The sequence below is a fragment of the Aliidiomarina quisquiliarum genome (assembly GCF_023922585.1).
Taxonomy (GTDB): domain Bacteria; phylum Pseudomonadota; class Gammaproteobacteria; order Enterobacterales; family Alteromonadaceae; genus Aliidiomarina; species Aliidiomarina quisquiliarum.
On record NZ_JAMFTN010000053.1, the window covers coordinates 55,419 to 80,182 of the forward strand.

20 protein-coding genes, 1 tRNA gene and 1 pseudogene are annotated in these 24,764 nt (G+C 45.8%); 18 read left to right on the plus strand and 4 right to left on the minus strand.

The genetic code is table 11. The features are described 5' to 3' along the window. Positions 1–74 precede the first annotated feature (74 nt). From tkt to M1L23_RS14460, 13 genes are all read left to right on the plus strand, one after another. Positions 75–2,066, plus strand: a complete 1,992-nt coding sequence (gene tkt / locus M1L23_RS14400; RefSeq protein ID WP_252628134.1) for a transketolase — start codon at positions 75–77, stop codon at positions 2,064–2,066. Next, positions 2,067–3,089 (plus strand): erythrose-4-phosphate dehydrogenase, encoded by a 1,023-nt coding sequence (gene epd, locus M1L23_RS14405; protein WP_252628135.1) that lies wholly within the window; start codon positions 2,067–2,069, stop codon positions 3,087–3,089. Positions 3,090–3,124: 35 nt separating this feature from the next. Further along, a complete protein-coding gene (locus M1L23_RS14410; protein ID WP_252628136.1) occupies positions 3,125–4,306 on the plus strand; it encodes a phosphoglycerate kinase in 1,182 nt (393 codons plus the stop codon). 81 nt (positions 4,307–4,387) lie between these two features. After that, on the plus strand, positions 4,388–5,452 hold the full coding sequence (fba, locus tag M1L23_RS14415; RefSeq protein WP_252628137.1) for a class II fructose-bisphosphate aldolase: 1,065 nt from the start codon (positions 4,388–4,390) through the stop codon (positions 5,450–5,452). A gap of 172 nt (positions 5,453–5,624) precedes the next feature. Then, positions 5,625–6,407 carry a DUF481 domain-containing protein gene (locus M1L23_RS14420; RefSeq protein ID WP_252628138.1) on the plus strand — a complete coding sequence of 261 codons (783 nt, stop codon included), beginning with the start codon at positions 5,625–5,627 and terminating at the stop codon, positions 6,405–6,407. Positions 6,408–6,442: 35 nt separating this feature from the next. Next, on the plus strand, positions 6,443–6,901 hold the full coding sequence (locus M1L23_RS14425; protein WP_252628139.1) for a Crp/Fnr family transcriptional regulator: 459 nt from the start codon (positions 6,443–6,445) through the stop codon (positions 6,899–6,901). Positions 6,902–6,941: 40 nt separating this feature from the next. After that, positions 6,942–7,982 (plus strand): tRNA preQ1(34) S-adenosylmethionine ribosyltransferase-isomerase QueA, encoded by a 1,041-nt coding sequence (gene queA, locus M1L23_RS14430; protein ID WP_252628140.1) that lies wholly within the window; start codon positions 6,942–6,944, stop codon positions 7,980–7,982. Positions 7,983–8,004: 22 nt separating this feature from the next. Beyond that, the gene (gene tgt / locus M1L23_RS14435; protein ID WP_252628260.1) at positions 8,005–9,120 is read left to right on the plus strand and encodes a tRNA guanosine(34) transglycosylase Tgt; all 1,116 of its coding nucleotides are present in this window, start codon (positions 8,005–8,007) and stop codon (positions 9,118–9,120) included. An 86-nt stretch (positions 9,121–9,206) separates the two neighbouring features. Next, positions 9,207–9,905 carry a PilZ domain-containing protein gene (locus M1L23_RS14440; RefSeq protein ID WP_252628141.1) on the plus strand — a complete coding sequence of 233 codons (699 nt, stop codon included), beginning with the start codon at positions 9,207–9,209 and terminating at the stop codon, positions 9,903–9,905. 99 nt (positions 9,906–10,004) lie between these two features. After that, positions 10,005–10,220 (plus strand): 30S ribosomal protein S21, encoded by a 216-nt coding sequence (gene rpsU, locus M1L23_RS14445; protein ID WP_252628142.1) that lies wholly within the window; start codon positions 10,005–10,007, stop codon positions 10,218–10,220. A 120-nt stretch (positions 10,221–10,340) separates the two neighbouring features. Then, positions 10,341–12,089, plus strand: a complete 1,749-nt coding sequence (gene dnaG / locus M1L23_RS14450) for a DNA primase (RefSeq protein ID WP_252628143.1) — start codon at positions 10,341–10,343, stop codon at positions 12,087–12,089. A 116-nt stretch (positions 12,090–12,205) separates the two neighbouring features. Continuing rightward, positions 12,206–14,047, plus strand: a complete 1,842-nt coding sequence (gene rpoD, locus M1L23_RS14455; protein WP_252628144.1) for an RNA polymerase sigma factor RpoD — start codon at positions 12,206–12,208, stop codon at positions 14,045–14,047. 95 nt (positions 14,048–14,142) lie between these two features. Then, a tRNA-Ile gene (locus tag M1L23_RS14460) sits at positions 14,143–14,219 on the plus strand. 317 nt (positions 14,220–14,536) lie between these two features. Here the strand turns inward: M1L23_RS14460 and M1L23_RS14465 are convergent. Next, positions 14,537–14,785: a helix-turn-helix transcriptional regulator gene (locus M1L23_RS14465; protein ID WP_252628145.1), complete on the minus strand. Its 249-nt coding sequence runs from the start codon at positions 14,783–14,785 to the stop codon at positions 14,537–14,539. Between the two features lie 738 nt (positions 14,786–15,523). Between M1L23_RS14465 and M1L23_RS14470 the strand changes: the two genes are divergently transcribed. Together M1L23_RS14470 and M1L23_RS14475 are read left to right on the plus strand one after the other, a co-directional pair. Then, complete coding sequence (locus tag M1L23_RS14470; RefSeq protein ID WP_252628146.1) at positions 15,524–15,976, plus strand: antitoxin Xre/MbcA/ParS toxin-binding domain-containing protein; 453 nt, start codon at positions 15,524–15,526, stop codon at positions 15,974–15,976. 68 nt (positions 15,977–16,044) lie between these two features. Next, positions 16,045–17,274 (plus strand): hypothetical protein, encoded by a 1,230-nt coding sequence (locus tag M1L23_RS14475; protein WP_252628147.1) that lies wholly within the window; start codon positions 16,045–16,047, stop codon positions 17,272–17,274. A gap of 28 nt (positions 17,275–17,302) precedes the next feature. Here the strand turns inward: M1L23_RS14475 and M1L23_RS14480 are convergent, their stop codons facing one another. Both M1L23_RS14480 and M1L23_RS14485 read right to left on the minus strand, forming a co-directional pair. Beyond that, positions 17,303–18,910 carry an MBL fold metallo-hydrolase gene (locus M1L23_RS14480; protein WP_252628148.1) on the minus strand — a complete coding sequence of 536 codons (1,608 nt, stop codon included), beginning with the start codon at positions 18,908–18,910 and terminating at the stop codon, positions 17,303–17,305. A 727-nt stretch (positions 18,911–19,637) separates the two neighbouring features. Further along, on the minus strand, positions 19,638–19,940 hold the full coding sequence (locus tag M1L23_RS14485) for a hypothetical protein (RefSeq protein ID WP_252628149.1): 303 nt from the start codon (positions 19,938–19,940) through the stop codon (positions 19,638–19,640). A 100-nt stretch (positions 19,941–20,040) separates the two neighbouring features. Between M1L23_RS14485 and M1L23_RS14490 the strand changes: the two are divergent. After that, positions 20,041–21,002, plus strand: a pseudogene (locus tag M1L23_RS14490) (IS3 family transposase). A 50-nt stretch (positions 21,003–21,052) separates the two neighbouring features. On the opposite strand, the gene M1L23_RS14495 reads toward M1L23_RS14490, so the two are convergent. Continuing rightward, the gene (locus M1L23_RS14495) at positions 21,053–23,242 is read right to left on the minus strand and encodes an OsmC domain/YcaO domain-containing protein (RefSeq protein WP_252628150.1); all 2,190 of its coding nucleotides are present in this window, start codon (positions 23,240–23,242) and stop codon (positions 21,053–21,055) included. A gap of 262 nt (positions 23,243–23,504) precedes the next feature. On the opposite strand from M1L23_RS14495, the gene M1L23_RS14500 reads away from it, so the two are divergent. Further along, positions 23,505–24,149, plus strand: a complete 645-nt coding sequence (locus tag M1L23_RS14500) for an epoxyqueuosine reductase QueH (RefSeq protein WP_252628151.1) — start codon at positions 23,505–23,507, stop codon at positions 24,147–24,149. Positions 24,150–24,161: 12 nt separating this feature from the next. Beyond that, the gene (gene yjjX, locus M1L23_RS14505) at positions 24,162–24,701 is read left to right on the plus strand and encodes an inosine/xanthosine triphosphatase (RefSeq protein WP_252628152.1); all 540 of its coding nucleotides are present in this window, start codon (positions 24,162–24,164) and stop codon (positions 24,699–24,701) included. Positions 24,702–24,764: the final 63 nt, after the last annotated feature.

A 24,764-nucleotide genomic window follows, 5' to 3' on the forward strand; every position in this document is an offset into this window, starting at 1 on the left:
GCGCATGACTGAGCCTGCCTCAAATATGAACGTTAGTACGGCTCATATTCTGTTTATCAATCAAGGAGTTTTGCATGCCTGATCGTCGCCACCTTGCTAACGCAATTCGAGCTTTAAGTATGGACGCTGTCCAACAAGCTAAATCAGGTCACCCAGGCGCCCCAATGGGCATGGCTGACATCGCTGAAGTATTATGGCGTGATTACCTGGTGCACAACCCCATGAACCCCGACTGGCTAAACCGCGACCGCTTTGTGTTATCCAATGGCCACGGCTCAATGCTAATTTATTCATTACTGCATTTAACCGGTTATGACTTATCCATTGACGACTTAAAAGCGTTTCGCCAACTGAACTCTAAAACACCAGGGCACCCAGAATTAGGTTATACCCCAGGCGTTGAAACCACCACCGGGCCGCTTGGCCAAGGTATAGCTAACGCAGTAGGTATGGCACTCGCTGAAAAGTCATTGGCTGCGCAGTTTAACCGTGACACTTTCGATATTGTTGATCACTACACCTACACCTTCCTTGGCGATGGCTGCTTAATGGAAGGCATCTCCCATGAAGTGTGCTCACTCGCCGGTACTTTAGGTTTAGGAAAACTGATAGCATTTTATGACGACAATGGCATTTCTATCGACGGCAACGTGCAAGGTTGGTTTACCGACGACACCGTTCAACGGTTTGAAAGCTACGGCTGGCATGTTATTGCTAACGTTGACGGCCATGACGCCGACGCAGTGAAGCAAGCCATAGAAGCTGCCCGTGCTGAAACTACCCGGCCCACATTAATTTGCTGTAAAACCATTATTGGCTTTGGTTCACCGAACAAACAAGGCTCTGAAACAAGCCATGGAGCACCCTTAGGCGACGACGAAATTGCTTTAGCCCGCAAACAATTGGGTTGGGAGCATCCTGCATTTGAAATACCCAACGACGTTTTGAACGCTTGGTCGGCAAAAGCTGCCGGCGCGAAGCAAGAAGAACAGTGGAATAGTTTGTTTGCTAGCTATAAAACCGCATACCCAGAATTAGCTGCTGAATTTGAACGCCGTATGGCTGGAGAACTACCAGCAAACTGGCGTGCCGACAGCGACAAATGGATTGAAGAACTACAAGCTAACCCTGCCAATGTAGCCACCCGAAAAGCATCGCAAGACGCATTGAATGTAATTGGACCCATGTTGCCAGAGCTCTTAGGTGGCTCGGCCGACTTAGCTGGTTCAAACTTAACCTTGTGGAAAAACTCAAAAGCAATTACCAGCGACAATGCCAGTGGTAACTATATATTCTATGGCGTACGTGAATTTGGTATGTCGGCTATTATGAATGGCCTAATGCTACATGGCGGCTTCCGCCCTTATGGTGCTACTTTCTTAATGTTTATGGAATATGCACGGAATGCGGTGCGTATGTCGGCATTAATGAAGCTGCCGGTTATGTATGTGTATACCCACGACTCTATCGGCTTAGGCGAAGACGGGCCAACCCACCAGCCGGTAGAGCAATTAGCCAGCTTACGTGCCACGCCGAATATGCAAACCTGGCGCCCCTGTGACCAAGTTGAATCTGCAGTTGCTTGGCAAGCCGCGGTAGAACGCACCGACGGCCCATCGTCACTTATTTTCACTCGCCAGGGCTTACCGCAAATGGCACGTACGCCTGAGCAACTCGAAAATGTGCGCCGCGGTGGTTACATATTAAAAGATAGCGCTGAAACACCTAGTTTAATTCTTATCGCAACCGGGTCGGAAGTTGAATTGGCTATGGCCGCGGCAGAGCAGCTAAGTGCCAAAGGCGAAAAAGTTCGGGTAGTATCAATGCCTTCCACCTGTGTGTTTGATAGCCAAGATCAAGACTACCAAGAAGCCGTACTACCAAAAGCAGTGCGCCGTCGAGTGGCCATTGAAGCTGCTACTGCCGACTTCTGGCATAAGTACGTAGGGCTCGACGGTAAAGTGTTGGGCATGACCACTTTTGGTGAATCAGCACCGGCCGATGAGCTTTTTAAGCACTTTGGCTTTACGGTAGAAAATCTAGTGGCATTGGCGGGCACGGTATAAATGAGTCAACGCCCAATACGTATTGCAATACATGGCTTCGGTCGCATTGGTCGAAGCGTGCTGCGTGCGCTGCACGAGTCGAACCGCACCGCCGAGTTTGAAGTGGTGGCTATTAACGAATTAGCCGCCACAGAAGGCATGGCACACTTGCTAAAGTACGACAGTACCCATGGCCGTTTCGCTTTTGACGTAAGCGCGCAAGAGGCTGCTATTGTGGTGGCTGGCAAAGTGATACCCGTGCTGCATGAGGCCAATGCCCTGGCGTTGCCTTGGGGTGAATTAAATGTCGACGTGGTGCTGGACTGTACCGGCACGGCCGACACTCGAGCAGACGCACAATTGCACCTAGACGCAGGCGCTAAACGAGTATTATTATCGCACCCGGCATCGGCTGACGTAGACCTAACATTAATTCAGGGCGTGAACGAAAAAAAGTTGTTAGCTAGCCACCATGTGGTGTCTAACGGCTCATGCACCACGAACTGTATTGTACCGGTTATTCAGGCCCTCGACGAAGCCTTCGGTGTGGACAGCGGTACTATTACCACTATTCACTCGGTTATGAATGACCAACAAGTGATCGACAGTTATCATGACAATTTACGCCTGTCGCGAGCTGCGTCGCAGTCTATTATTCCTGTAGACACCCGCTTAGCTAGGGGTATTGAACGTATTTTGCCAAAGTTTGCAGGCCGTTTTGAAGCGATAGCAGTGCGAGTGCCAACCACCAACGTAACGGCGATGGACTTGAGTGTTACATTAGACACCGACGTAACCATTGAAAGTGTTAACGCTGCCTTAGTCAGTGCGGCAGCAGGTTCGTTGCGTGGTATTTTAGGCTATATGGAAGCACCCTTGGTGTCGGCTGACTTTAATCACGACCCACGCTCATGCATTATTGACGGCACGCAAACGCGAGTAAGCCATAAACGACTGGTTAAAATATTAAGCTGGTGCGACAACGAATGGGGTTTTGCTAACCGCATGCTTGATTCAGCAGCAGACATGGGTCGTTTTTTGTAAAAATTGAAAATTAACAAGCACACGAAGGTAACGCAATGACAGTAAAATTGATGGATGAATTGGATTTACGCGGCAAGCGAGTACTTATCAGGGAAGACTTAAACGTACCTATTAACAATGGTGTTGTTACTTCAGACGCACGTTTGCGTGCAGCCTTACCAACCTTAAAAAAAGCCTTGGAACAAGGTGCTAAAGTTATGGTGATGTCGCATTTAGGTCGGCCAGAAGAAGGTCGCTATGATGCGGAGTTTTCTATGGCGCCAGTTGCCCGCTATTTAGCCGAGCACCTGCCGTTTCCTGTTCGCTTAGAAAGCAACTATCTAGATGGCGTAGAAGTGGCTGGTGGTGAGTTGGTGCTGTTTGAAAACGTGCGCTTTAATAAAGGCGAAAAGAAAAACGAGCCAGAATTAGCAAGAAAGCTTGCTGCCCTCTGTGATATTTTCGTTATGGACGCCTTTGGTACCGCGCATCGGGCACAAGCCTCGACCTATGGCGTTGCGCAGTATGCGCCTATTGCCTGTGCGGGCCCTTTGTTAACCGCCGAACTAAACGCCTTAGGTAAGGTGTTTGAAAACCCCAAACGGCCTTTAGTAGCTATTGTGGGCGGTTCAAAAGTATCGACGAAACTTATGTTACTTAATTCATTGGTACGCAAAGTAGACCAGCTTATTGTGGGTGGCGGTATTGCCAATACTTTTATTGCAGCGGCTGGTTACCCAGTCGGAAAGTCGCTGTATGAAGCAGATTTAGTGAATGAAGCGAAGCGCTTATCCGAATCGGCAAAAACTCGTGGTGCGGAAATACCCATACCTACCGACGTAGTGGTTGGTCAGCGATTTGCAGAAGACGCTGCAGCGATAACAAAGCCAGTTGTAGACGTTGCTAGCGGCGAAATGATTTTTGATATTGGCCCAGACACTGCAGAACAGCTAGCGCAGTTATTAAAAAATGCCGGTACAATTATTTGGAATGGTCCAGTTGGCGTGTTTGAGTTTGACCAGTTTAGCGCAGGTACAGAAACACTAGCTCGCGCCATTGCCGACAGCAACGCCTTTAGCGTGGCAGGTGGCGGCGACACCATTGCTGCTATCGACAAGTTTGGTATTGCCGCAAAAATTTCTTATATTTCAACTGGCGGTGGCGCATTCTTGGAGTTTTTAGAAGGTAAAACACTACCGGCGCTGGCTATTTTGCAAGCACGTGGGCAAGACAGTTAAGCCTTTGCAACGTATACTAAGAAAACGAAAGTAAAATAATACAAATTAGATTCAAATAAATTAGGTAAAGGAGTTTCCGATATGGCACTAATTTCAATGCGCCAAATGCTCGATCACGCTGCTGAGCATAGCTATGGTATCCCGGCGTTTAACGTAAATAACTTAGAACAAATGCGGGCCATTATGGAAGCGGCGGACGAAACCGACAGCCCCGTGATAGTGCAGGCATCGGCTGGTGCAAGAAGTTATGCTGGTGCCCCTTTTCTCCGTCACCTGATTCTTGCAGCTATTGAAGAATTCCCACATATTCCAGTGGTTATGCACCAAGATCACGGTACGTCACCGGCAATTTGCCAACGTTCAATTCAATTGGGCTTTAGCTCGGTAATGATGGACGGTTCATTGTTGGAAGACGGTAAAACGCCAGCCGATTATGACTATAACGTAGACGTAACCCGTCGAGTGGTGGAAATGGCCCATGCGTGCGGCGTGTCGGTAGAAGGCGAGTTAGGTTGCTTAGGCTCGCTTGAAACCGGTCAAGCAGGTGAAGAAGACGGTGTGGGCGCTGAAGGTATATTAACAGCTGAACAACTATTAACCGACCCAGAAGAAGCTGCTGACTTTGTTCGTGCAACACAGGTAGATGCTTTAGCGATTGCAGTTGGTACCTCTCATGGTGCGTATAAGTTTACTCGGCCACCCACAGGCGACATTCTTTCTATCGACCGTATTAAAGACATTCATGCTCGCATTCCAAACACCCACTTGGTTATGCATGGCTCTTCGTCGGTACCACAAGAATGGCTAGCCATTATTAATGAATTTGGCGGACAAATTGGTGAAACCTACGGCGTACCGGTAGAGCAAATTCAAGAAGGAATTCGCCACGGTGTACGTAAAGTGAATATAGACACCGACTTGCGTTTAGCCTCTACAGGTGCTATTCGCCGCTTTTTAGCGGAAAACAAAGCCGAATTCGACCCGCGTAAATATTTCGCAGTAGCCACCAAAGCGATGAAAGACATTTGTATTGCGCGCTATGAAGCTTTTGGTGCCGCAGGTCAGGCAAGTAAAATTAAGCCGGTGTCACTAGAAGTTATGTACAAGCGCTATGAGCGTGGCGAGCTAAAAGCAATTATTAAGTAATAAATGCTATTCGTCGTTGCTACTGCATAACAATTTTTACTAAATAAAATACCAGTTTATAGCTGGTATTTTTTTATTCCAGCAAACCGCTAGAAAAGACTACAAGAGTGCAGCTGTTTTTTGCTACACTATTCGTATTGTTATGTTAATCACGATATTGAGTGAGGTATTCGTGCGATTATTAGTGCTAGCGATTGGCATGTTCAGTGTCACAGCAACGGCTGCGCCTTCTAGCTTTATGTTTGATGATATTCAAGATCGTGATCCTGCCGCAGAAGAAAAAAGTGTATGGCGAGCTAGCGCTGAATTTGGTTTCTTAATGCGCTCAGGTAATACCGATTCGAAGTCATGGAAAACAAAACTAGATATTCAACGCGACACACAGCTATGGCGTCATCGAGGGGCTTTAACTTACGACCGTGCGGAACGAAAAACAGACACGGGTACGCAAGTAGACGCAGATCGCTTTTTTACTTCGTTACAGTCGAACCGAATGTTTGGTAAGGGCCAAAACTCATCCTTTTTTATGTATGGCTCTTATGAAGACGACCGCAAAGCAAGTTTCGACTTTCAGTCGTCAATTGCAGCAGGTTATGGTTCACGTTATCGCTATAATGAAAATGTGTTTGCTGACTTTGAAATCGGTCCGGGTTTGTCATACAACAAGCTAATGGACGGCAGCACAGATATAGATAGCATTTTACGTTTAGCTACCAATATAGAATGGACAATTTCCGAAAGCGCTCGCTTTACACAATTAATATCGACTGAAATTGGTGCAGACAATACTCGTTCGCGAGGCGTTTCTGCGTTAACGGCTAATCTTAATTCTCGTTTAGCTATGCGCTTAACCATGACGTTAACCCATAATAGTACGGTTACTCCGAAAACATCAGGCGAATTACCAGAAAAGCTCGATACAGAAATGGCTGTAACCTTAGTTTATACATTCTAGTTTGCGGTCAATTTTTTGTATCTAAGGGCATCGAAATGAAGCAGGTCGATAGAGTATCGAAGTTGAAGTTGCTCGAAATTATAAATCGGCTAGATTTCTTTAGGCAGTTTTCTTTAGAAGAACGCCGAGTTTTACTTGAAGACCGACTAGAAGTTTATTTTTGTAAAAAGAACTTTAGAGTGTTCCGAGAAGGTGAAATTGATGCCACCTTTTATTTAGTTCTGAGCGGTAAAATAAATATTGTTCAAACGCAAAAAAATCGTATTTTAGGCACCGTTAGCGCTGGTGAGTTTCTTGGCGAAGGTGCTTTTATCACTCAAGGTCCACGCAGTGCCTCGGCGGTAGCTTACGAAGACGCACTCTTACTGCGGCTCGATATTACGGCACTAAGGTCATTGTCTTCTGCTATTCGTGAAAAGCTCAAAGATGCGATTATTGCTGGCATGGCCCAACGTATTGTTGAATTAAACGAGCGTGTTCAAGCGCTCGTATAGCGGGCCTTAATTTAAATTTAATACAATTATTTGGCTTGTAATGAAGCGACAAGACTATTCCTTTGTACTCCCCGATCAACTTATTGCGCGATACCCGCAGGAAGACCGAACTAGCAGCCGGCTATTACATTTAGACGGCCCCACGGGGGCAATTAGCCATGGTCAATTTCGCGACCTATTAAAGCTAATAAACGCAGGCGATTTATTGGTTTTTAATGACACACGAGTTATTCCAGCACGTTTGCTCGGCGCAAAAGTGTCGGGTGCCAAGGTTGAAGTGTTAGTTGAGCGTGTTACTGGTGAACATAGGGTGTTGGCACATGTACGCTGTAACCGTGCGCCTAAAGCAGGCACTAAGTTATTACTGGAAAATGCAGTGCCAGCAACAGTTGTTGGCCGCGACAACGCCTTGTTTGAAATTCAATTTGACCCCAGCCGTGGCGTATTAGCGTGGCTTGATCAATATGGCCATATGCCCTTACCGCCTTATATCGATCGCCCCGACGAACTAGCCGACAGAGAGCGCTACCAAACTGTATATAGCCGTAAATTAGGTGCTGTAGCGGCACCAACCGCGGGCTTACATTTCGACTCGGCACTGTTGGCGGAATTACAGGCTAAAGGCGTGCAATTTGCCCACGTTACCTTGCATGTGGGCGCTGGCACTTTTCAGCCGGTGCGGGTAGATAACGTACTCGAGCATAAAATGCATAGTGAATATGCAGAAGTGTCGGCCGAAGTAGTACAAGCGATAGCCGCTACTCGAGCCCGTGGCGGGCGTGTTATAGCCGTTGGTACAACGTCTGTGCGCTCGTTAGAATCGGCCGCACAAGCGGCCGAGGGAGAGTTAAAACCCTTTGCTAGTGACACCGATATCTTTATTTACCCAGGCTATAAGTTCCAAATTGTCGATGCCATGGTAACGAATTTTCACTTGCCGGAATCAACCTTGATTATGCTGGTGTCGGCGTTTGCTGGAAAAGATGCCGTGTTTAAAGCGTATGAAGAAGCTATACAGCAAGAATATCGCTTTTTTAGTTATGGCGATGCCATGTTTATAAGTTGTAAACCTACAGAATAAGTTGAGTATTATTATGAGTCGTATGACTTTCGAATTATTAAGTACCATCGGTAAGGCCCGCCGGGGCCGATTAACCTTTCCGCGTGGGATTGTCGAAACTCCAGCATTTATGCCAGTAGGAACATTAGGTACTGTGAAGGGCATGACGCCAGAAGAAGTGGCCGCCACCGGGGCACAAATTTGTTTAGGCAACACGTTCCATTTAATGTTGCGCCCAGGCACCGATATTATTGAACAGCATGGCGACTTACATAACTTTATGAATTGGGATAAGCCAATTTTAACCGACTCGGGCGGCTTTCAAGTGTTTAGCTTAGGTAAGTTGCGCACAATTTCCGAACAAGGGGTTGATTTTCGTTCGCCTTTTAATGGCGAGAAAATATTCTTAACTCCAGAGAAGTCAATCGATGTACAGCGAAAGCTGGGCTCTGACATTGTTATGATCTTCGACGAGTGTACACCACACCCAGCCACCCACGAAGAAGCACGGGTATCAATGGAATTGTCGTTACGCTGGGCTGAGCGTTCAAAGAATGCCCATGCAGGTAATGACGCTGCGCTGTTTGGTATTATCCAAGGGGGTATGTACGAAGAGTTGCGTACCATCTCTTTAGAAGGGTTAGAAAACATTGGTTTCGACGGTTACGCTATAGGTGGTTTGTCGGTAGGCGAGCCCAAAGCAGACATGATGCGCATTCTCGACTATATAACTCCTGAAATGCCGGCCAATAAACCGCGCTATTTAATGGGTGTTGGCAAACCTGAAGATTTGGTTGAAGCAGTACGTCGTGGGGTAGACATGTTCGATTGTGTTATGCCAACCCGTAATGCTCGCAATGGGCATTTGTTTGTACGTGAAGGGGTGATTAAAATACGCAATGCTCGACACCGTACAGATACCAGCCCATTAGATGCGTCATGTAGTTGTTACACATGTAAAAATTATTCACGTGCTTATTTGCATCATTTAGACCGTTGCCAAGAAATTTTAGGTGCGCGTTTAAACACTATTCATAACTTACATTATTATCAAGACGTTATGCGTGGTATGCGCGAGGCGCTAGACAACGGTACGTTCGATAGTTTTGTGGCAGATTTCTATAGCGCACAAGGCTTAGCGGTGCCCGAATTAAAGTAATAACTGTGGTTGTGTTATTATATACGTGGTCGTGTCAGTGTGATCGGCGAGGATTAAACATTACTCTGTAGGGAGTATTAGAAACTATGAGTACTGAAGGCTTTTCAACATCGTTACGACCTGTGGCCATTGAATTGGAATTGCGTTTTGGCACTCATAGTGAGCGCGTAAGAGGGTTGCTAGTTGGGCAGAGAAAACCAGAATACTTGATAGTTGAAATATCAAGAAAACACAATTGGACTGAAGTACAAGAGTGGTTTCTCGAAGCGTCGACAGTAGTTGTGCGTGGTGTTTTAGCCCAAGGGCAAATAATAGCGGCGGTTGCTACTTTCTTAAGCGTTGTTTCTCGGCCTCAGCGCATGGTTTTTCTTACTTATCCTGAACGCTTTGAAACGCGTATACTTAGGCAAACACCACGGCTTGAAGTAGATTTAGATGCAGTAATACGCGGCGCTCCGAATTTAGCTTCGCCTTTTTCAGAAGAAAGTGGCTTAACCGAGATAAAAGGCGCAATTAAAGACATTTCACGGGGTGGTATAAGCTTTGAAACCAAAGCTATTGCTGAGTTAGAAAATGAAGACTTGAGCGGAGCCGTTGTTGAAATAGAGATATTTGACGAAGAACGCTCATTACTTAAAATACAAGGCGAAATTCGCGGAACAAAACAAGGTGGCGACGACTTAACTTTAGGTTTACTCGTTGACCGAGACGATAAACAATTTTCATCATCACTAAATAATCTGGTTTTACATTCTAAATTGATCAAACAAGCGATCAAAGGGTAGAAAACAAGCAAAGGGCTTTACAGGCGCACTTTATTTGTTTAGTATTCAGCACCAGTTTTTCCAGTTTATAGTGTTAACAATTTTTGAGGTGAGGGGCTAATGCCAGCAGTTAAATTAAAAGAGAATGAACCATTTGACGTCGCTTTGCGTCGCTTTAAGCGTTCTTGTGAGAAAGCAGGTGTACTATCAGAAGTACGTAGTCGTGAGTTTTATGAAAAGCCTACGGCAGAACGTAAGCGTAAAAAAGCAGCAGCGGTAAAACGTCATGCTAAGAAATTATCTCGTGAAAATGCTCGTCGCACTCGCCTGTATTAAGCTTTACGCCGGTTAAAAGTAGCGTAAGCGAGTATTTCTCCAGCAAGCGCGAACAGATGACCAGAAAAAACCGTGTTCCGCACGGTTTTTTTGTGCCTATACTCAGAGTACATTAAGACCATGGCTGGACTCATTCCAAAAGACTTCATTCAAGACTTAGTTGCTCGGGCCGATATTCAGTCCGTTGTAGACTCGCGAGTACGGTTAAAAAAAGCCGGACGAAATTACCAAGCTTGCTGTCCGTTCCATAGTGAGAAAACACCGTCTTTTACAGTTGCACCCGACAAGCAGTTTTATCACTGTTTTGGCTGCGGCGCACACGGTAATGCCATCGATTTTATTATGGAATACGATGGTTTGGAATTCCCTGATGCCGTTGAAGTACTTGCCGCCGAGCTTGGTTTAGAAGTACCGCGCGAAAAAGGCCGAGGCGGTGTAAGCCGTGATCGAGTTGAAATTGAAAACGACTTCGAGCTGATGGAAAAAGTTGCACAGTTTTTTATGCAGCAACTTCGCTACCATGAAAAGTCTACTCAAGTTATCGATTATTTGAAAAATCGTGGCTTAACCGGCGAAACAGCGAAAGCATTCGGCATTGGTTATGCGCCGAGTGAATGGGACAGCGTACTTAAAAAGTTCGGTGGTAATGCTAAGGCAGAGCAACAATTACTTGCTCTAAAACTAGTAAGCGAAAATGAACGTGGCCGACGGTTTGATTTCTTCCGCGATCGACTGATGTTTCCTATTCGAGATCGGCGCGGACGAGTAGTAGGGTTTGGTGGTCGGGTACTCGATAATGAACAAAACCCTAAATATTTAAACTCGCCTGAAACGCGGCTGTTTCATAAAGGGCGAGAGTTATACGGCTTCTATGAAATGAAGCAGCATTACAAGCAACTTGAGCAAGTGATAATTGTTGAAGGCTACATGGACGTAGTGGCTTTGGCTCAACATGGTGTGCGCAACTCCGTGGCATCGCTTGGGACAGCCGCAACACCGGATCAATTACAATTATTGTTTCGACAATCACCACAAGTGGTGTGTTGCTTCGACGGCGACCGAGCTGGTCGTGATGCGGCTTGGCGTGCGTTAGAAAATGCCTTACCGCTGTTACGTGACGGTCAAGACCTGCGTTTTTTATTTTTACCAGAAGGCGACGACCCCGACTCAATCGTTCGTGCTGAAGGCCAACAAGGCTTTATGCAGCGTATTGAGCAGGCAACTTCATTGCGCAGCTACTTTTTTGAACACTTGTCGGCCACTATCGACTTAACTCAAGATGCCGGTAAAGGTGCACTTATTGCTGCGGCAAAGCCTCTTATAGAGCGTATGCAAAGTGAATTTTATCGCGACTTAATGCTCGAGGAATTAGCTCGGCGCCTAGGTCGTGACGTAACACAACTTAACCAAATGATAGCCAAACCAACGGTTAAAATGCCAGCGTCTGAGGCGTCAAAGAAACGTAGCACGCCTATTGAGCGAGCAATGGGCCTATTGGTGCAACACCCAGAACTAGGGAAAACTGTGCCAGTTAATAATGCATTAGAAGCATTAAAAGTCGAAGGTGCGCGAGTATTTGTTGCCCTTCATCGGCAAACCTATAGTAATGACTTAAATTCCGCGCAGTTACTGGAAGGTTGGCGAGGCACTCGCTATGAAGAAAACTTACGCAGTTTGGCGCAATGGAACCACCAAATACGCGAAGAGCATTTAGAGCAAGAATTTAAAGACACCTATATGTTCCTAATAGACCGTTATCTAGAGCAACGTTACGAAGAACTGCGCACATTACCTCCGCAAGAGTTAACTACCGAGCGGTTACGTGAGATAGAGCAAATCATTCGTGCGTTGAAAAGCACACCAAGCTGAAGCAAGCGGTCTAAAATTAGTTCTATTATCGGCTGGCTGAATAACCGCCTATTTGCTATACTAATCGGTCATTCCAGCAGCATCCCACAAATCATTCAACTGAGGTGAAGGCCTGTATGCAGACTCGGCAGTCGCAACTGAAACTTCTTATTGCTAAAGGCAAAGAGCAGGGGTATTTAACCTTTGCTGAAGTAAACGATCACTTGCCCCAAGATATTGTTGATTCGGAGCAAATCGAAGATATAGTTCGCATGATTAACGACATGGGTATTAAGGTGTTTGAAAACGCCCCAGATGCCGATGAGTTAATGATGAGCGAAGACTCAGCTGATGAGGACGCTGCAGAAGCGGCCGCAGCAGCCCTTGCTAGTGTAGAAAGTGAAATTGGTCGAACAACCGACCCAGTTCGCATGTATATGCGTGAAATGGGTACTGTAGAACTTCTTACTCGTGAAGGCGAAATTGTAATCGCTAAGCGCATTGAAGAAGGTATTAACCAAGTTCAATCATCTATTGCTGAATACCCCCAAGCAATTAACTACTTGTTAGAACAATGGGATGCGTATGAAGCAGAAGAAATACGTTTAACCGACGTTATTATTGGCTTCCTTGACCCTGACGAGGTTGAAGAAGCAGCGCCAACCGCTACTCACGTTGGTTCAGAGCTTACTGAAGAACAAAAGAAAGCAGCTGACGAAGAAGACGAAGACGTTGAAGTAGAAGCGGAAGAGGAAGAAGTAGATACCGGCCTCGACCCAGAGCTTGCCCGCGCTAAATTTACTGAGCTGCGTGAAATGTACAACGTAGCTTGTCAAACCATAGAGAAGTACGGCCGCGATCATCCAAAGTCAGCAGCAGAAATTGAGAAAGTAGGCGAGTTTTTCCGTCAGTTCCAGTTAGTGCCAAAAATGTTCGACCGTTTAGTACGTGACATGCGTGAAGTTATGCATCGTGTTCGTGTACAAGAGCGTTTGATCATGAAGCTTTGCTTAGAAAACACCAAGCTACCAAAGCGTACCTTCGTACAAGCATTTTCAGGTAATGAAAGCACCATGGACTGGTTCAATGCGTTGGTAAATAAAAATGTTAGCTACAGCGCTAGCCTTGACGAACAACGCAGTGAAGTTGAACGCTGTGTGCAGAAACTCCATGAAATATCTGTTGAAACAGGCTTAACCATTGCCAACGTCAAAGATATTAACCGTCGTATGTCGATTGGCGAAGCGAAAGCGGGCCGAGCGAAAAAAGAGATGGTTGAAGCGAACTTACGTCTTGTAATTTCTATAGCCAAAAAATATACCAACCGTGGTTTGCAGTTCTTAGACCTTATTCAGGAAGGTAACATTGGCTTGATGAAAGCGGTTGATAAGTTCGAATACCGCCGTGGTTTTAAGTTTTCTACCTATGCAACCTGGTGGATTCGCCAAGCAATTACACGTTCAATTGCCGACCAAGCGCGCACCATCCGTATTCCGGTTCATATGATCGAAACGATTAATAAACTGAACCGTGTTGCTCGCCAAATGCTACAAGAAATGGGCCGCGAACCGCACCCTGAAGAGCTAGCTGAGCGTATGGCCATGCCTGAAGATAAAGTGCGCAAGGTACTGAAAATTGCCAAAGAGCCTATCTCCATGGAAACGCCGATTGGTGACGACGAAGATTCGCACTTAGGTGACTTTATTGAAGACACCACGCTCGATCTACCGGTTGACTCAGCAACAGCGGAAAGCCTTCAGAACGCCGTTCACGATGTTCTTGGTGGCCTCACTCCGCGTGAAGCGAAGGTACTGCGTATGCGTTTTGGTATCGATATGAATACCGACCATACTCTCGAAGAAGTTGGTAAGCAGTTTGACGTAACCCGTGAGCGAATTCGTCAAATTGAAGCCAAAGCACTTCGTAAACTGCGCCACCCAAGCCGTAGCGAGCAGTTAAAAAGCTTCTTAGATGAATAAATAAGCAAGTAAACAAAAAAGCGCCGCGAGGCGCTTTTTTATTGTATAGGAATTGGTTATACTTGCCGCCGCTTCATTAGAACACCTTCCAAGATGGCCCCTTAGCTCAGTTGGTTAGAGCGCCCGACTCATAATCGGTAGGTCCCCAGTTCAAGTCTGGGAGGGGCCACCAATCTTTTCAATGACTTACGTCATCTTGAGTTTTACCTAATTCCGCTTGGGGTGCAGTATGGCGTCCCATTGGCAACCCATTGACAGTTTCCCGCTTACACTTGCCACTCTTATCTTACTTTTCACTTCAACCTCTGACAGAAGATTACCACAGGTGCGAGATCGCGCAATTGATTCAATTTGTTTTTGCTAAGCCGATTTGGTAGCGCGATTTTGGAATGCAGAATGGGGCGGTGAAATAGGTAAGCGATTGGGGCAGCATCAAGTGAAAGCGCGCCTCGATGATTTCTAGCGTTCGAGGCGCATCGGATTAGTCTTTTAGGCTGCAAGATGCGAAGGATCTGTTGGCATTGTCTCAATGCAGTGTAAGACCGACGACAGGCGCCAATACTTCTGACTACCAAGTATTTTACCCGGTGGTACCATGCCCGCGCGCTCATAACGCCACAGGCTAGTTCGACTGATGGCCAACATGCTAATTACTTCGCAGCTGCGAAGCATGCGCTCCTTTTCGCCATACCGATTTAAAATGTCTGCGCGATTCTCAGGATTAGGTTCTAGGTACATAGTGTGTCTCCGTCGATTAACTGTGTTCATTTTGCGTTAGCGAATGGCAAAGGTGAAGAATTTACGAGGGGGTTTCTACTGGGTTGTAAAAAGTGACCCTGTAGCTCGATTTTCACGTTTGCGCTTTGCTTTTCAGGTGTATTAGATCAGAGATGGGGGTTTTGGCTACTGTTTGGTAGGGGTAGGCATTGGAGTTCTAGAAAACTCTCGGAGGTTAATCCAGGAGTCGACCACGGCTGTTATTCATCTTCATTGTCGGTATTTGAATCTTCATTGTCGGTATTTGAATCTTCATGACGATAACAGCTCTACTCAGGTGGCTAAAATTAGTTTGCCACTACAAAATTCGTGGTAGCGTGGTTTTTACCTAACTTTTCAGGAGCGAAACCAACCATGACCGATTTTATTGCTCAAATCATGATACTCCTGGGGCCGGTAATTGTTGCCATTGGCGTATTCGTATACCTCTATACCCACCGCGAACAGTGGCGGCAGGAGACATAAGAGCTAACAAAGCCGAAAGGAGATAGTTTTAGCATCAGCTATGCGCGCGATGACACCACGCCGGCGCGGATAAAAGCGCGGGCTAACGAGCTGGGTATTACACCAGAGGAATTGATAAAGCGGCTGGTTGCGGGCTGCTTGCGAAACGCTAGTTAATAATCGAGCTTTATTTGCAGTTCAGGCGTTGCTAGCTCAGAATGAAGCATGGAGCCCCATAAATGGCAGAGGATAGTCATGATCGTAGCTACAACCGAAACTTGCTCACCCTTACAACCTCCAGTGATGACATTGTGGGACGAGCTGAATCTGCCCGCTGCTGATGATGCAATCCTTGAGCTTATTCATCGTGGCTTCGAGCCAGCAATGGTTAAAAAAGTTGGTCAGGTTACCGGCCTTGCTGATTCATTAATCAGGCAGGCACTTAATCTCCCCAGCCCGGCGGCTTTAAATCGGCGCAAACACAAACGCTTTACCACAGCAGAAAGCGACAGAATCTACTCTCTGATTATCGTTGTCAGCGCAGCGTTTTCACTTTACGAAGGGAATCGGGAGGCGGCGTGTCAGTGGTTAAAAAATCCCTGCTTAGCCTTAGGTATGTACTCCCCAATCGAGAGTCTGTGCACTTTTTTCGGTCTCCAGCAGTTACTAGGATTGATCCATCGTTTAGAGCATGGGGTGTACTGCTAGCCCACTAACACCAGCGATACTTGACAGCCTTATTTACGGATAAGATCAGTTGATCTCACGGAGATGCAATGTCGTCTGAAAAGATGCTGGCCGCGCCTGGAAGCCGGTCTACACCATTATTGCCAAATCTGAGTCATACAAGAAAACTGCTCGGTTTACCAACTAGTTTCGCACAAATGCTCGAACAAATGCGCAGTTCATTGGAAATTGACTTGCCCTTATCTCGAGCAACAACCTATAAATTCAACGACTTAGCAGGTATACAACAAGTCAGTCAGAAATCACGTGATAAAGTTACTGTATTTCTCCAGCATGCGATGTTAGCTACTAACAGCCCTGACTTACCAACTCCAAATGAGCAGGAATACACTGGGGGCGCGTCCGAAACAGGTTGGATCGGAGTGGCTCGTGCTTTAAATCAATCACGAAGCAACCTGAAGCAATGGAATTATCTCATCGATTTTATCGAGGCCCGCATCGAGCTAGAGCACGACCTTTTAAATCAGGTTTCTCTCTCGAATTCACCACAAGATATTGTGTTTAATAACTATATCGCACTGCTACAGAGTCAGACGCTCATTCCCGAGAGCTCCTTGCGCTGTGCTCACCTGATTCTGAATGAGCAGCGGCATTCGTATTCAGAAGAAGATATCGCCCTTTGGCTCTGCCACTCAAGATTGGATTTCTATTTTTCGACCATCGCTTTGCTTGAGCTTGGATGGCTGGATCTTCTTCGGCAGATTTCACCAGAAATGCTTGAAAGAAAACCGTTGTGGTTTGAGCGAGGAATTATGAGTTCTTTTATACAGCCGTTAGTAATCGAGGGTGACAAAGTTGAGCTGAAAGATTCATTTGATATTTTCCTTAAATGGCTTGCCGATGACATTGGAACTTCGCCGTCAAAAAATCGAATAACATTGAACAAAATGGCCTCATATATCCCCATAGACAAAATCGACGAGACCGCTAATGGGTATGACTTAGGAGAGAAACGTCGCGACTTGCTAAAAGATTGGCGCAAAGGGAAGCTCCCTAGCTATAGTAAATTTCGGGGTTTTATTGAGAAGCTTCGCAGTGCGCGTCAAAGCAGCGTTGAAGTCGATTTTCTAACAGATATAGGAATGGCGGTTATGGCCATTGACCGACTCTTTTTAGAGATTTTCGAGGACTTGGAGCATTCTCAGTCGATCCAATGTCAGTCGACCCAATGTTTTCAAGCTTTTAATCGAAGTATTGTACGCTACCCCGAATACTACAGATACTTTCAAGCCAGTTACTCAAAGAAACAGGGGGCATAGGTTGCCCCCTGATGTTCTGCTAATTGCGCTACAACTTATACTTATGAGCTCGCTGACTCGGTAGTTCAACGACTATCGGTTCTATGCCATTTCTCTCGTGAATCGCCCTCTCTAAGGCTTTTCGTTCATTGTCATTGCCATGTTGGATGAAAACGCATGGCGCCGTACGCTTACTCACGCCCTTGAAACTCCAAAATAACCAATTCAAGAGCCCTGTTTGATCCGCATGGCCTGAATAGCCATTCAAGGTAGTGATTTCACATGATATGTCTCGAATTGGAATATCTAGATTCGCGCTCTCTATTTGAATGCTCCCTCGAAGCCGCCTTCTTTCCCTTTGCTCTACACCCTGCAGTTGAGAAAGCTGCCCAGCGACTGAGTTCGGTCCAGAAAACCCCGTAAGGCAAATAAGGCTATTGGAGCTGCGAACGGTCGTTGGCAGCCAATGCGTGACTGCACCGCCATCACAGCTACCAGAACTTGCAAGAATAATTTGGGGGTCGTTCTCCGGTATTTGTGTTCTTTGGCTGCGCTCCGAGATAACTCGAACCTTTGAGGCCCATGACTTTGCAATCTGATTACCATAGAGCCCCGCATACTCGGGGAATTTTGGCGCTTCACCAAGAGTTACTCTCACTATATCAATCAGTCTGTCTACTTGAATTGGGTCAGTATCGTCGAGCTCAAACCAACGGAAAATTTGTTTTCCTAGCCATAAAGGGCGTGCTTTTCTAAAGGATTTACCGGTTACTTCGGTACGTTCGAGCGCCTGTAATATGATAGGAGTAAGCTTGTTTGCTGTTGGGGAGTCGAGCACTACTTTAATATTGGAGTATTGCTCTGGGTTTGAGTTAAGAACCCAATGCAAATCAAAGAGCAGATCTTGTGCCCTTCCAAGTGAGAAAGAAGGTAACAACGCCCTGCTTTTATTTGCTACAACTTGATCACACAGGTTCTTAATCTGCTTCCAACGATACTCAACGGTTTGCTCCTCTGTGCAACGAACTTTTCCTCCGTAAGTAGACTCGATAACAGCATAATCGAACTCGTGTGGTTTCATGATGTGACGTAGAAAAGGCAAGTGCTCTGAATCTTCGTTGCAGACACCCAGGTCACCCGAGAAAATAATCTTTTTCTGCTCACCCGCCTTGAAGTCACCCCAGTACACACCAATAGCAACGGCGCCAATAATATGGCTCGTTCGATAAAAATTAATAAAGAGATCATCAGCAACCGGATGAAGAGTGCCCCCTAGCAATGACTTCCCTCGCGGCTCTAACCACTTTATTTTTGCTACATCGCTTTCATCATAAAAGGCGCCTAGCCTTGTAGCATCAACAAGCATAACTTTGGCAATTGCTGCAGTTTCTGCAGTGCAGATGACCTTACCCTGAAAGCCCCTTTTGTATAGCATAGGGATAAGTCCACAGTGATCCATGTGCGCATGCGTTAGTAAAACAAATTTAATTTCGCTTGGCTCGAATGGCCAGTCAACACCCTGATTCCAAATATCAGGATTGCCTTCACCCTGCTGGATGCCACAATCAACCAAAAAGTTCCAACCCCTTTCTTTATCATGCATCCAAGTGCAAGAACCAGTTACTCGACCTAGCGGCCCTAAAAACTCAATATTCATCTATGTATTACCTCGACTAGTTAATTCGAGGCAATTCTCTCTTGTGAAATAATTGAGCAATAGGGGGGTCGAGAGTCTAAGTTTCAAATTCAAAGCTGCAACTGATAGTTCTTATGCCCTCCTCGAATTCAATTTTTGGGGAAAGGTCACGCGAAGTAAAAGCGGGCCTCGATGCTTATTAGCGTTCTAGGCGCATCGGCTTACTCTGCTCGGCTGCGACATGCCAAGGATCTGTCGGTTATAAAGCGTCAATGCGTATGAATAAACTCAATGTATAAGTTGGATTAAGGCACGAAGAAATCAGCTTGAAGGGTTACCTTACCTTACCTTTGTTGGAACTAGGCACTTTATACTGCGCATGGTACTCAACCTTATTCAAACGAACATAATTTGCCTTCACTAAGGTGCTAGATCGAGCAATTGATCCAATTTGGTTTTGCTAAACCGAACTTCGTAGCGTGATTTTTCACTTTTTGCGCTTTGTTTTTCAGACGAATTAGATCAGAGATAGAAGAAATTGGTTTAGTGGCCGGGCATGGACGTTTTTTGGGTAAGCGGGGTTGTCAATCTAGGTTATCTTGATACGCAATCTTCACCACAGGGTGATGTTTGATTCAGAGCAGGCTTTCTTATAGCACCAATGACTATTACCGCCCTGAGTATCAGCAAGCTTTGCATCGTCACAAAGAAACATAGCTAACAATGAAGTGAGTACAGTCACTGAACGTCACTTCGTTTTACCAAAAATGTAGCCGAGAGAAAGGGTTATAACAGGTACGAATATTGACCAAACGCTTTTTATTGAGTCTACTGGACTTGCATCACCTTTATACGCGATATAAGCGAAGACGATAATTGAGAAAAGAAATCCTGAGAAAAAGCTCCAACCAATTGTTTTGTAAACGATTGAATTTTGTGCATTTTCGCCGGAACCTATAATTTTAGAAATCTGCCCTTGCGCAGGCTGCAGCTTATCGGTGGAGGGTCTATCTATCCGTGTCTCTGGGGCAACTAACTTGTCACTACTCATCAACTTTATCTCCGAGCATAAACGTATAATGTGTCCACTTCCCATAAACTGAGACAGATTTAATTAGAGTTTTCTGCAATAGTAAAAGCAGGAGACGACTATGAAAAAATCACGATTCACTGAAACACAGATCATTGCGATCTTGAAGGAAACGGACGCTGGCATGAAGGTCGAAGATATCTGCCGCAAGCACGGAATTAGTAACGCCACATATTACAATTGGAAGTCTAAGTACGGTGGTATGGAAGCGTCCGACATCAAGCGTATTAAAGAGCTTGAAGAATAAAATGCAAAACTAAAAAGGCTGTTCGCAGCCGTCAGCCTAGAAAATCATACGATGAAGGAGCTTTTCGCAAAAAAAGGTTGATGACAGCAGACAAAAAAGACTGCTCGAAATCGTTGGTTGACGCAGGCCTGAGTATTGTAAAAGTAAGTATTTTAACGGACTTGAGCCGCTCTAGCTTTTATCGGGTGTACTGCCGCATGGGGTTGAACCTGAAGCGACGCGTAAAGCGTGTTCTCCCCAAACGACAGGCACAGTCTTTGGAAGTGATTGCTCGGCCTAATCACCAATGGGCATTAGATTTTATGCATGACACTCTTTATTGCGGTAAGCGTTACCGAACATTGAACGTGCTTGATGAAGGCACAAGAGAATGTTTGGCGATTGAAGTGGATACATCCCTGCCTGCCGAGCGCGTTGTTCGCACGCTAGAGCAGCTGAAGGCAGAGCGAGGGTTACCGATGCAGCTTCGTGTTGATAACGGGCCAGAACTAATCTCGGCGCGTTTGACAGATTGGTGCGCAGAGCACGCTATTGAATTGGTTTATATCCAGCCCGGTAAGCCACAACAAAATGGCTTCGTCGAACGATTTAACGGCTCGTTCCGGCGTGAGTTCCTGAATGCATATTTGTTCGAGTCACTCACTCAGGTTCGCGAAATGGCGTGGTTCTGGCGGTTGGATTATAACGAAGAACGAACCCATGAAAGTCTTGGTAATTTACCGCCCGTGGCTTACCGAGAAAAACTTGAAAGCTCTAGTTTAGAGATGTGTCATTAATGGGGAAGTGGACAGTAGAAGCGTAAGTGCACACATTTAATTAAATACTATCAATAATTCGTGAACCGCTGCTTGCGTGCAGCGTGCAGCTTTTTATAGCTTTCAATCAGGCGTAGGTGCTTGTCTAAGCCGTCCAACTGCATGTTTGTTGGGGTAAGGCCGTAGAAGCGCACATCACCATTCACAGAGCCTACTGCGGCGTGCATAACCTCACTACCGAACATACGAGTTAGGTTGGGTACAAAGTGCTCGAGGGCTAAGTCATCACTCAAGGTAATTTCTAATACCGCTTCCAAAGCCTGGTAAAACAGCCTGCGAGCCACGGTGTTGTCGTTGTACTGTAAAAAAGCTTCCACTAAGTCGAGGGCGTCTTCGAATTCTTCTAGCGCTAAATAGATAAGCAACTTCAGTTCGAGAATAGTCAGCTGACCCCATACGGTATTTTCATCAAACTCAATGCCAATCAAGGTAATAATGTCGGCATAGTTGTCGAGTTGGCTTTCTTCTAAACGCTCTACCAGATCGCGCAACTCATCTTCATCTAGGCGGTGCAAGTTCAGAATATCGGCACGGTATTCAAGGGCTTTGTTGGTGTTGTCCCACACTAAGTCTTCAATTGGGTACACTTCTGAGAACCCAGGTACTAACATACGGCAAACCGCACCACCGAGTTGATCGTGCACGGTCATATACACTTCTTTGCCTAAGCCTTTTAGCAAGCCAAACAAATAGGCCGCTTCTTCTTCGGTGGTGCCGGAATGATCCCATTCACAAAACTCAAAGTCTGCTTTGTCGCTAAAAAAGCGCCAAGAGATAACACCTGAAGAGTCAATGAAATGCTCTACGTAGTTATTCGGCTCGGTTACGGCCATGTCATTAAAGGTGGGTAGTTGAATGTCATTTAAGCCTTCAAAACTACGCCCTTGAAGTAGTTCGGTGAGGCTGCGCTCAATTGCCACTTGCTGGTTCGGGTGAGCACCAAAAGAAGGAAACACGCCACCAGTGCGTGGATTCATTAAAGTGACGCAAGCCACAGGGTATTGGCCACCTAAGGATGCGTCTTTCACTAACACCGGAAATCCTTGCTCTTCAAGGGCTTTAATTCCTTCCACAATGCTAGGGTATTTAGCCAGTACACTTTCGGGTACGTCGGGTAATACTAATTGTTGCTCAATTATTTCTTTTTTAACGGCGCGCTCGAAAATTTCAGATAAACACTGTACCTGGGCTTCGGCTAAGGTATTACCCGCACTCATACCGTTACTTAAATATAGGTTTTCAATGAGGTTAGTAGGGAAGTACACGGTTTCACCGTCAGACTGGCGTACAAACGGCAGTGAACAAATACCACGCTCCACATTGCCCGAGTTGGTATCGATTAAGTGCGAGCCTAGTAATTCGTTGTCTGGGTTGTAAATGCCTAAGCAGTAGTCGTCGAGAATGCCCTGGGGTAATTCGTTATTCGGGCCAGGCTTAAACCATTTCTCATTGGGATAGTGCACAAATTCGCTATTGGCAATTTCTTCACCAAAAAACTGATCATTATAGAAAAAATTACAGTTCATTCGTTCTATAAATTCGCCTAGAGCTGAACACAGTGCGCTTTCTTTAGTAGAGCCTTTGCCATTGGTAAAACACATAGGCGAAGCTGCGTCGCGAATATGTAGCGACCACACATGGGGAACAATGTTACGCCATGAAGCGATTTCAATTTTAATACCAAGCTCAGCTAGCATGGCTGTCATATTGGCAATGGTTTGTTCCAGGGGTAAGTCTTTACCTACAATGTAACTTCTGGCGTTGCTGTCTGGGTTGAGCATGAGCAATGCTTCGGTGTCGGCGTCTAAGCTTTCAACGGCTTCTATTTGGAAGTCTGGGCCATTTTGTACGACACGCTTTACGGTACAGCGATCAATCGAACGCAAAATACCTTGGCGGTCGCGGTCTGAAATGTCTTCGGGTAACTCCACCTGAATTTTAAAAATTTGTTTGTAGCGATTTTCAGGATCAACAATATTGTTTTGCGATATACGAATATTGTCCGTACATATATTGCGTGACAAGCAATACACCCGCACAAAATAAGCCGCACAAAGTGCTGAGGAAGCAAGAAAGTAATCGAACGGGCCTGGGGCTGAGCCGTCGCCTTTATATCGAATGGGCTGATCGGCAATAACTGTGAAGTCGTCGAACTTGGCTTCGAGCCGAAGGTTGTCGAGAAAATTTACTTTAATTTCCATAGGTAGGAGACCAACTTTGTTAGGGGCAAGGCTGCGCTAGAAGTAATTAAATAGGCGAGCGCATCATTCTATATGCGCATTATCCACGATTTCGGTGTTGGCGTCTTGCCCCCAGAGAAAATATCAGTATCGACAAGTGACATGAGTTAAGAGGTTAGAAATAAGTAGAAGCAGTTATGTAACCTAAAGCGTTATTACCAGTATAAAGTAAGCCTATGCTAAACTATTCGAATCAATCGGCTTTATGGTGTTAGGTATTTACATGACAGTAGAAAGTATTGTTCTTGAAACCCCAACAGACTCAAAAAAAGTGCTGTTGCATTCGTGCTGTGCGCCTTGTTCGGGTGAAGTGATGGAACGAATGGCGGAAGCGGGAATTGAGTTTACCATTTTCTTTTATAATCCGAATATTCACCCGGAAAAAGAATATTTGATTCGTAAAGAAGAGAATGTTCGCTTTGCTAAAGAATTAGGCGTTGAGTTTATTGACGCTGATTACGATTCAAAAAATTGGTTTGAGCGAGTAAAAGGCTTGGAATGGGAGCCCGAGCGTGGCGAACGCTGTACCGAATGTTTTGATATGCGTTTCGAGCGTACGGCTTTATATGCCTATGAAAATGGCTTTGACACCATAACCAGTTGCTTAGGCATTTCGCGTTGGAAAGACATGGACCAAATTAATGGTTCGGGGCTGCGCGCTGCTGCTCGTTACCCTAACATGCATTACTGGACTTTCAATTGGCGGAAAAACGGTGGCTCAGCACGTATGATCGAAATATCGAAGCGTGAGCGTTTCTATCAGCAAGAATATTGTGGTTGCGTATATTCGCTTCGCGACACAAACCGCTGGCGCTTGGAATCGGGGCGTGAACGCATTGAAATTGGGGTAAAGTACTATGGTCAGTAACGCCCCAGTACAATGTCTGTGCTAAAGGTTATTGTGGGTTCCAACAACCCAGTGAAAATAAACTCTGCCAAGGCAGCTATTCAAGCTGCCTTTCCTACTCATGTGGTTAGTGCTGAAGGTGTTCAGGCACCTTCGGCAGTGTCAGACCAGCCAATGAGTGAAGCAGAAACCCTTGCTGGAGCTCGTAACCGCGTAAGCTTTTGCCGCGCCAATTATAACGCTGATTTTTATGTGGCGTTTGAAGGCGGGGTAGAACGCTTTGACTACGGTATAGCTACCTTTGCTTATGTGGTAGTAGCCAACGAACATTATGAACAAGTGGGGCGTACCAGTGACTTACCCATTCCGGATGTGTTTTATGCGCAGCTACTAGCCGGGTATGAGCTGGGTGATGTGCTAGATCAACATTTCAACACTGAAAATGTAAAACAAAAAGGCGGGGCTATTGCCTTGCTTACACACGGGTTGGAAACGCGCGAAAGTACCTATATACAAGCCTTAACGTTGGCTTTAGCGCCCTTTGTAACAGGCACATTATTCCAAACTTGCTAACCTAGCCAAAGTGTTTTTAGTTGCATCGGCTTAGCGTTGTCTAGTATTTTATCTAATAACACT

Coding starts and splice junctions, on each gene's coding strand:
- tkt (WP_252628134.1), top strand. CDS start 75: ATGCCTGATCGTCGCCACCTTGCTAACGCAATTCGAGCTTTAAGTATG.
- epd (WP_252628135.1), top strand. CDS start 2,067: ATGAGTCAACGCCCAATACGTATTGCAATACATGGCTTCGGTCGCATT.
- M1L23_RS14410 (WP_252628136.1), top strand. CDS start 3,125: ATGACAGTAAAATTGATGGATGAATTGGATTTACGCGGCAAGCGAGTA.
- fba (WP_252628137.1), top strand. CDS start 4,388: ATGGCACTAATTTCAATGCGCCAAATGCTCGATCACGCTGCTGAGCAT.
- M1L23_RS14425 (WP_252628139.1), top strand. CDS start 6,443: ATGAAGCAGGTCGATAGAGTATCGAAGTTGAAGTTGCTCGAAATTATA.
- queA (WP_252628140.1), top strand. CDS start 6,942: ATGAAGCGACAAGACTATTCCTTTGTACTCCCCGATCAACTTATTGCG.
- tgt (WP_252628260.1), top strand. CDS start 8,005: ATGACTTTCGAATTATTAAGTACCATCGGTAAGGCCCGCCGGGGCCGA.
- M1L23_RS14440 (WP_252628141.1), top strand. CDS start 9,207: ATGAGTACTGAAGGCTTTTCAACATCGTTACGACCTGTGGCCATTGAA.
- rpsU (WP_252628142.1), top strand. CDS start 10,005: ATGCCAGCAGTTAAATTAAAAGAGAATGAACCATTTGACGTCGCTTTG.
- dnaG (WP_252628143.1), top strand. CDS start 10,341: ATGGCTGGACTCATTCCAAAAGACTTCATTCAAGACTTAGTTGCTCGG.
- rpoD (WP_252628144.1), top strand. CDS start 12,206: ATGCAGACTCGGCAGTCGCAACTGAAACTTCTTATTGCTAAAGGCAAA.
- M1L23_RS14465 (WP_252628145.1), bottom strand. CDS start 14,785: ATGTACCTAGAACCTAATCCTGAGAATCGCGCAGACATTTTAAATCGG.
- M1L23_RS14470 (WP_252628146.1), top strand. CDS start 15,524: ATGATCGTAGCTACAACCGAAACTTGCTCACCCTTACAACCTCCAGTG.
- M1L23_RS14475 (WP_252628147.1), top strand. CDS start 16,045: ATGTCGTCTGAAAAGATGCTGGCCGCGCCTGGAAGCCGGTCTACACCA.
- M1L23_RS14480 (WP_252628148.1), bottom strand. CDS start 18,910: ATGAATATTGAGTTTTTAGGGCCGCTAGGTCGAGTAACTGGTTCTTGC.
- M1L23_RS14485 (WP_252628149.1), bottom strand. CDS start 19,940: ATGAGTAGTGACAAGTTAGTTGCCCCAGAGACACGGATAGATAGACCC.
- M1L23_RS14495 (WP_252628150.1), bottom strand. CDS start 23,242: ATGGAAATTAAAGTAAATTTTCTCGACAACCTTCGGCTCGAAGCCAAG.
- M1L23_RS14500 (WP_252628151.1), top strand. CDS start 23,505: ATGACAGTAGAAAGTATTGTTCTTGAAACCCCAACAGACTCAAAAAAA.
- yjjX (WP_252628152.1), top strand. CDS start 24,162: ATGTCTGTGCTAAAGGTTATTGTGGGTTCCAACAACCCAGTGAAAATA.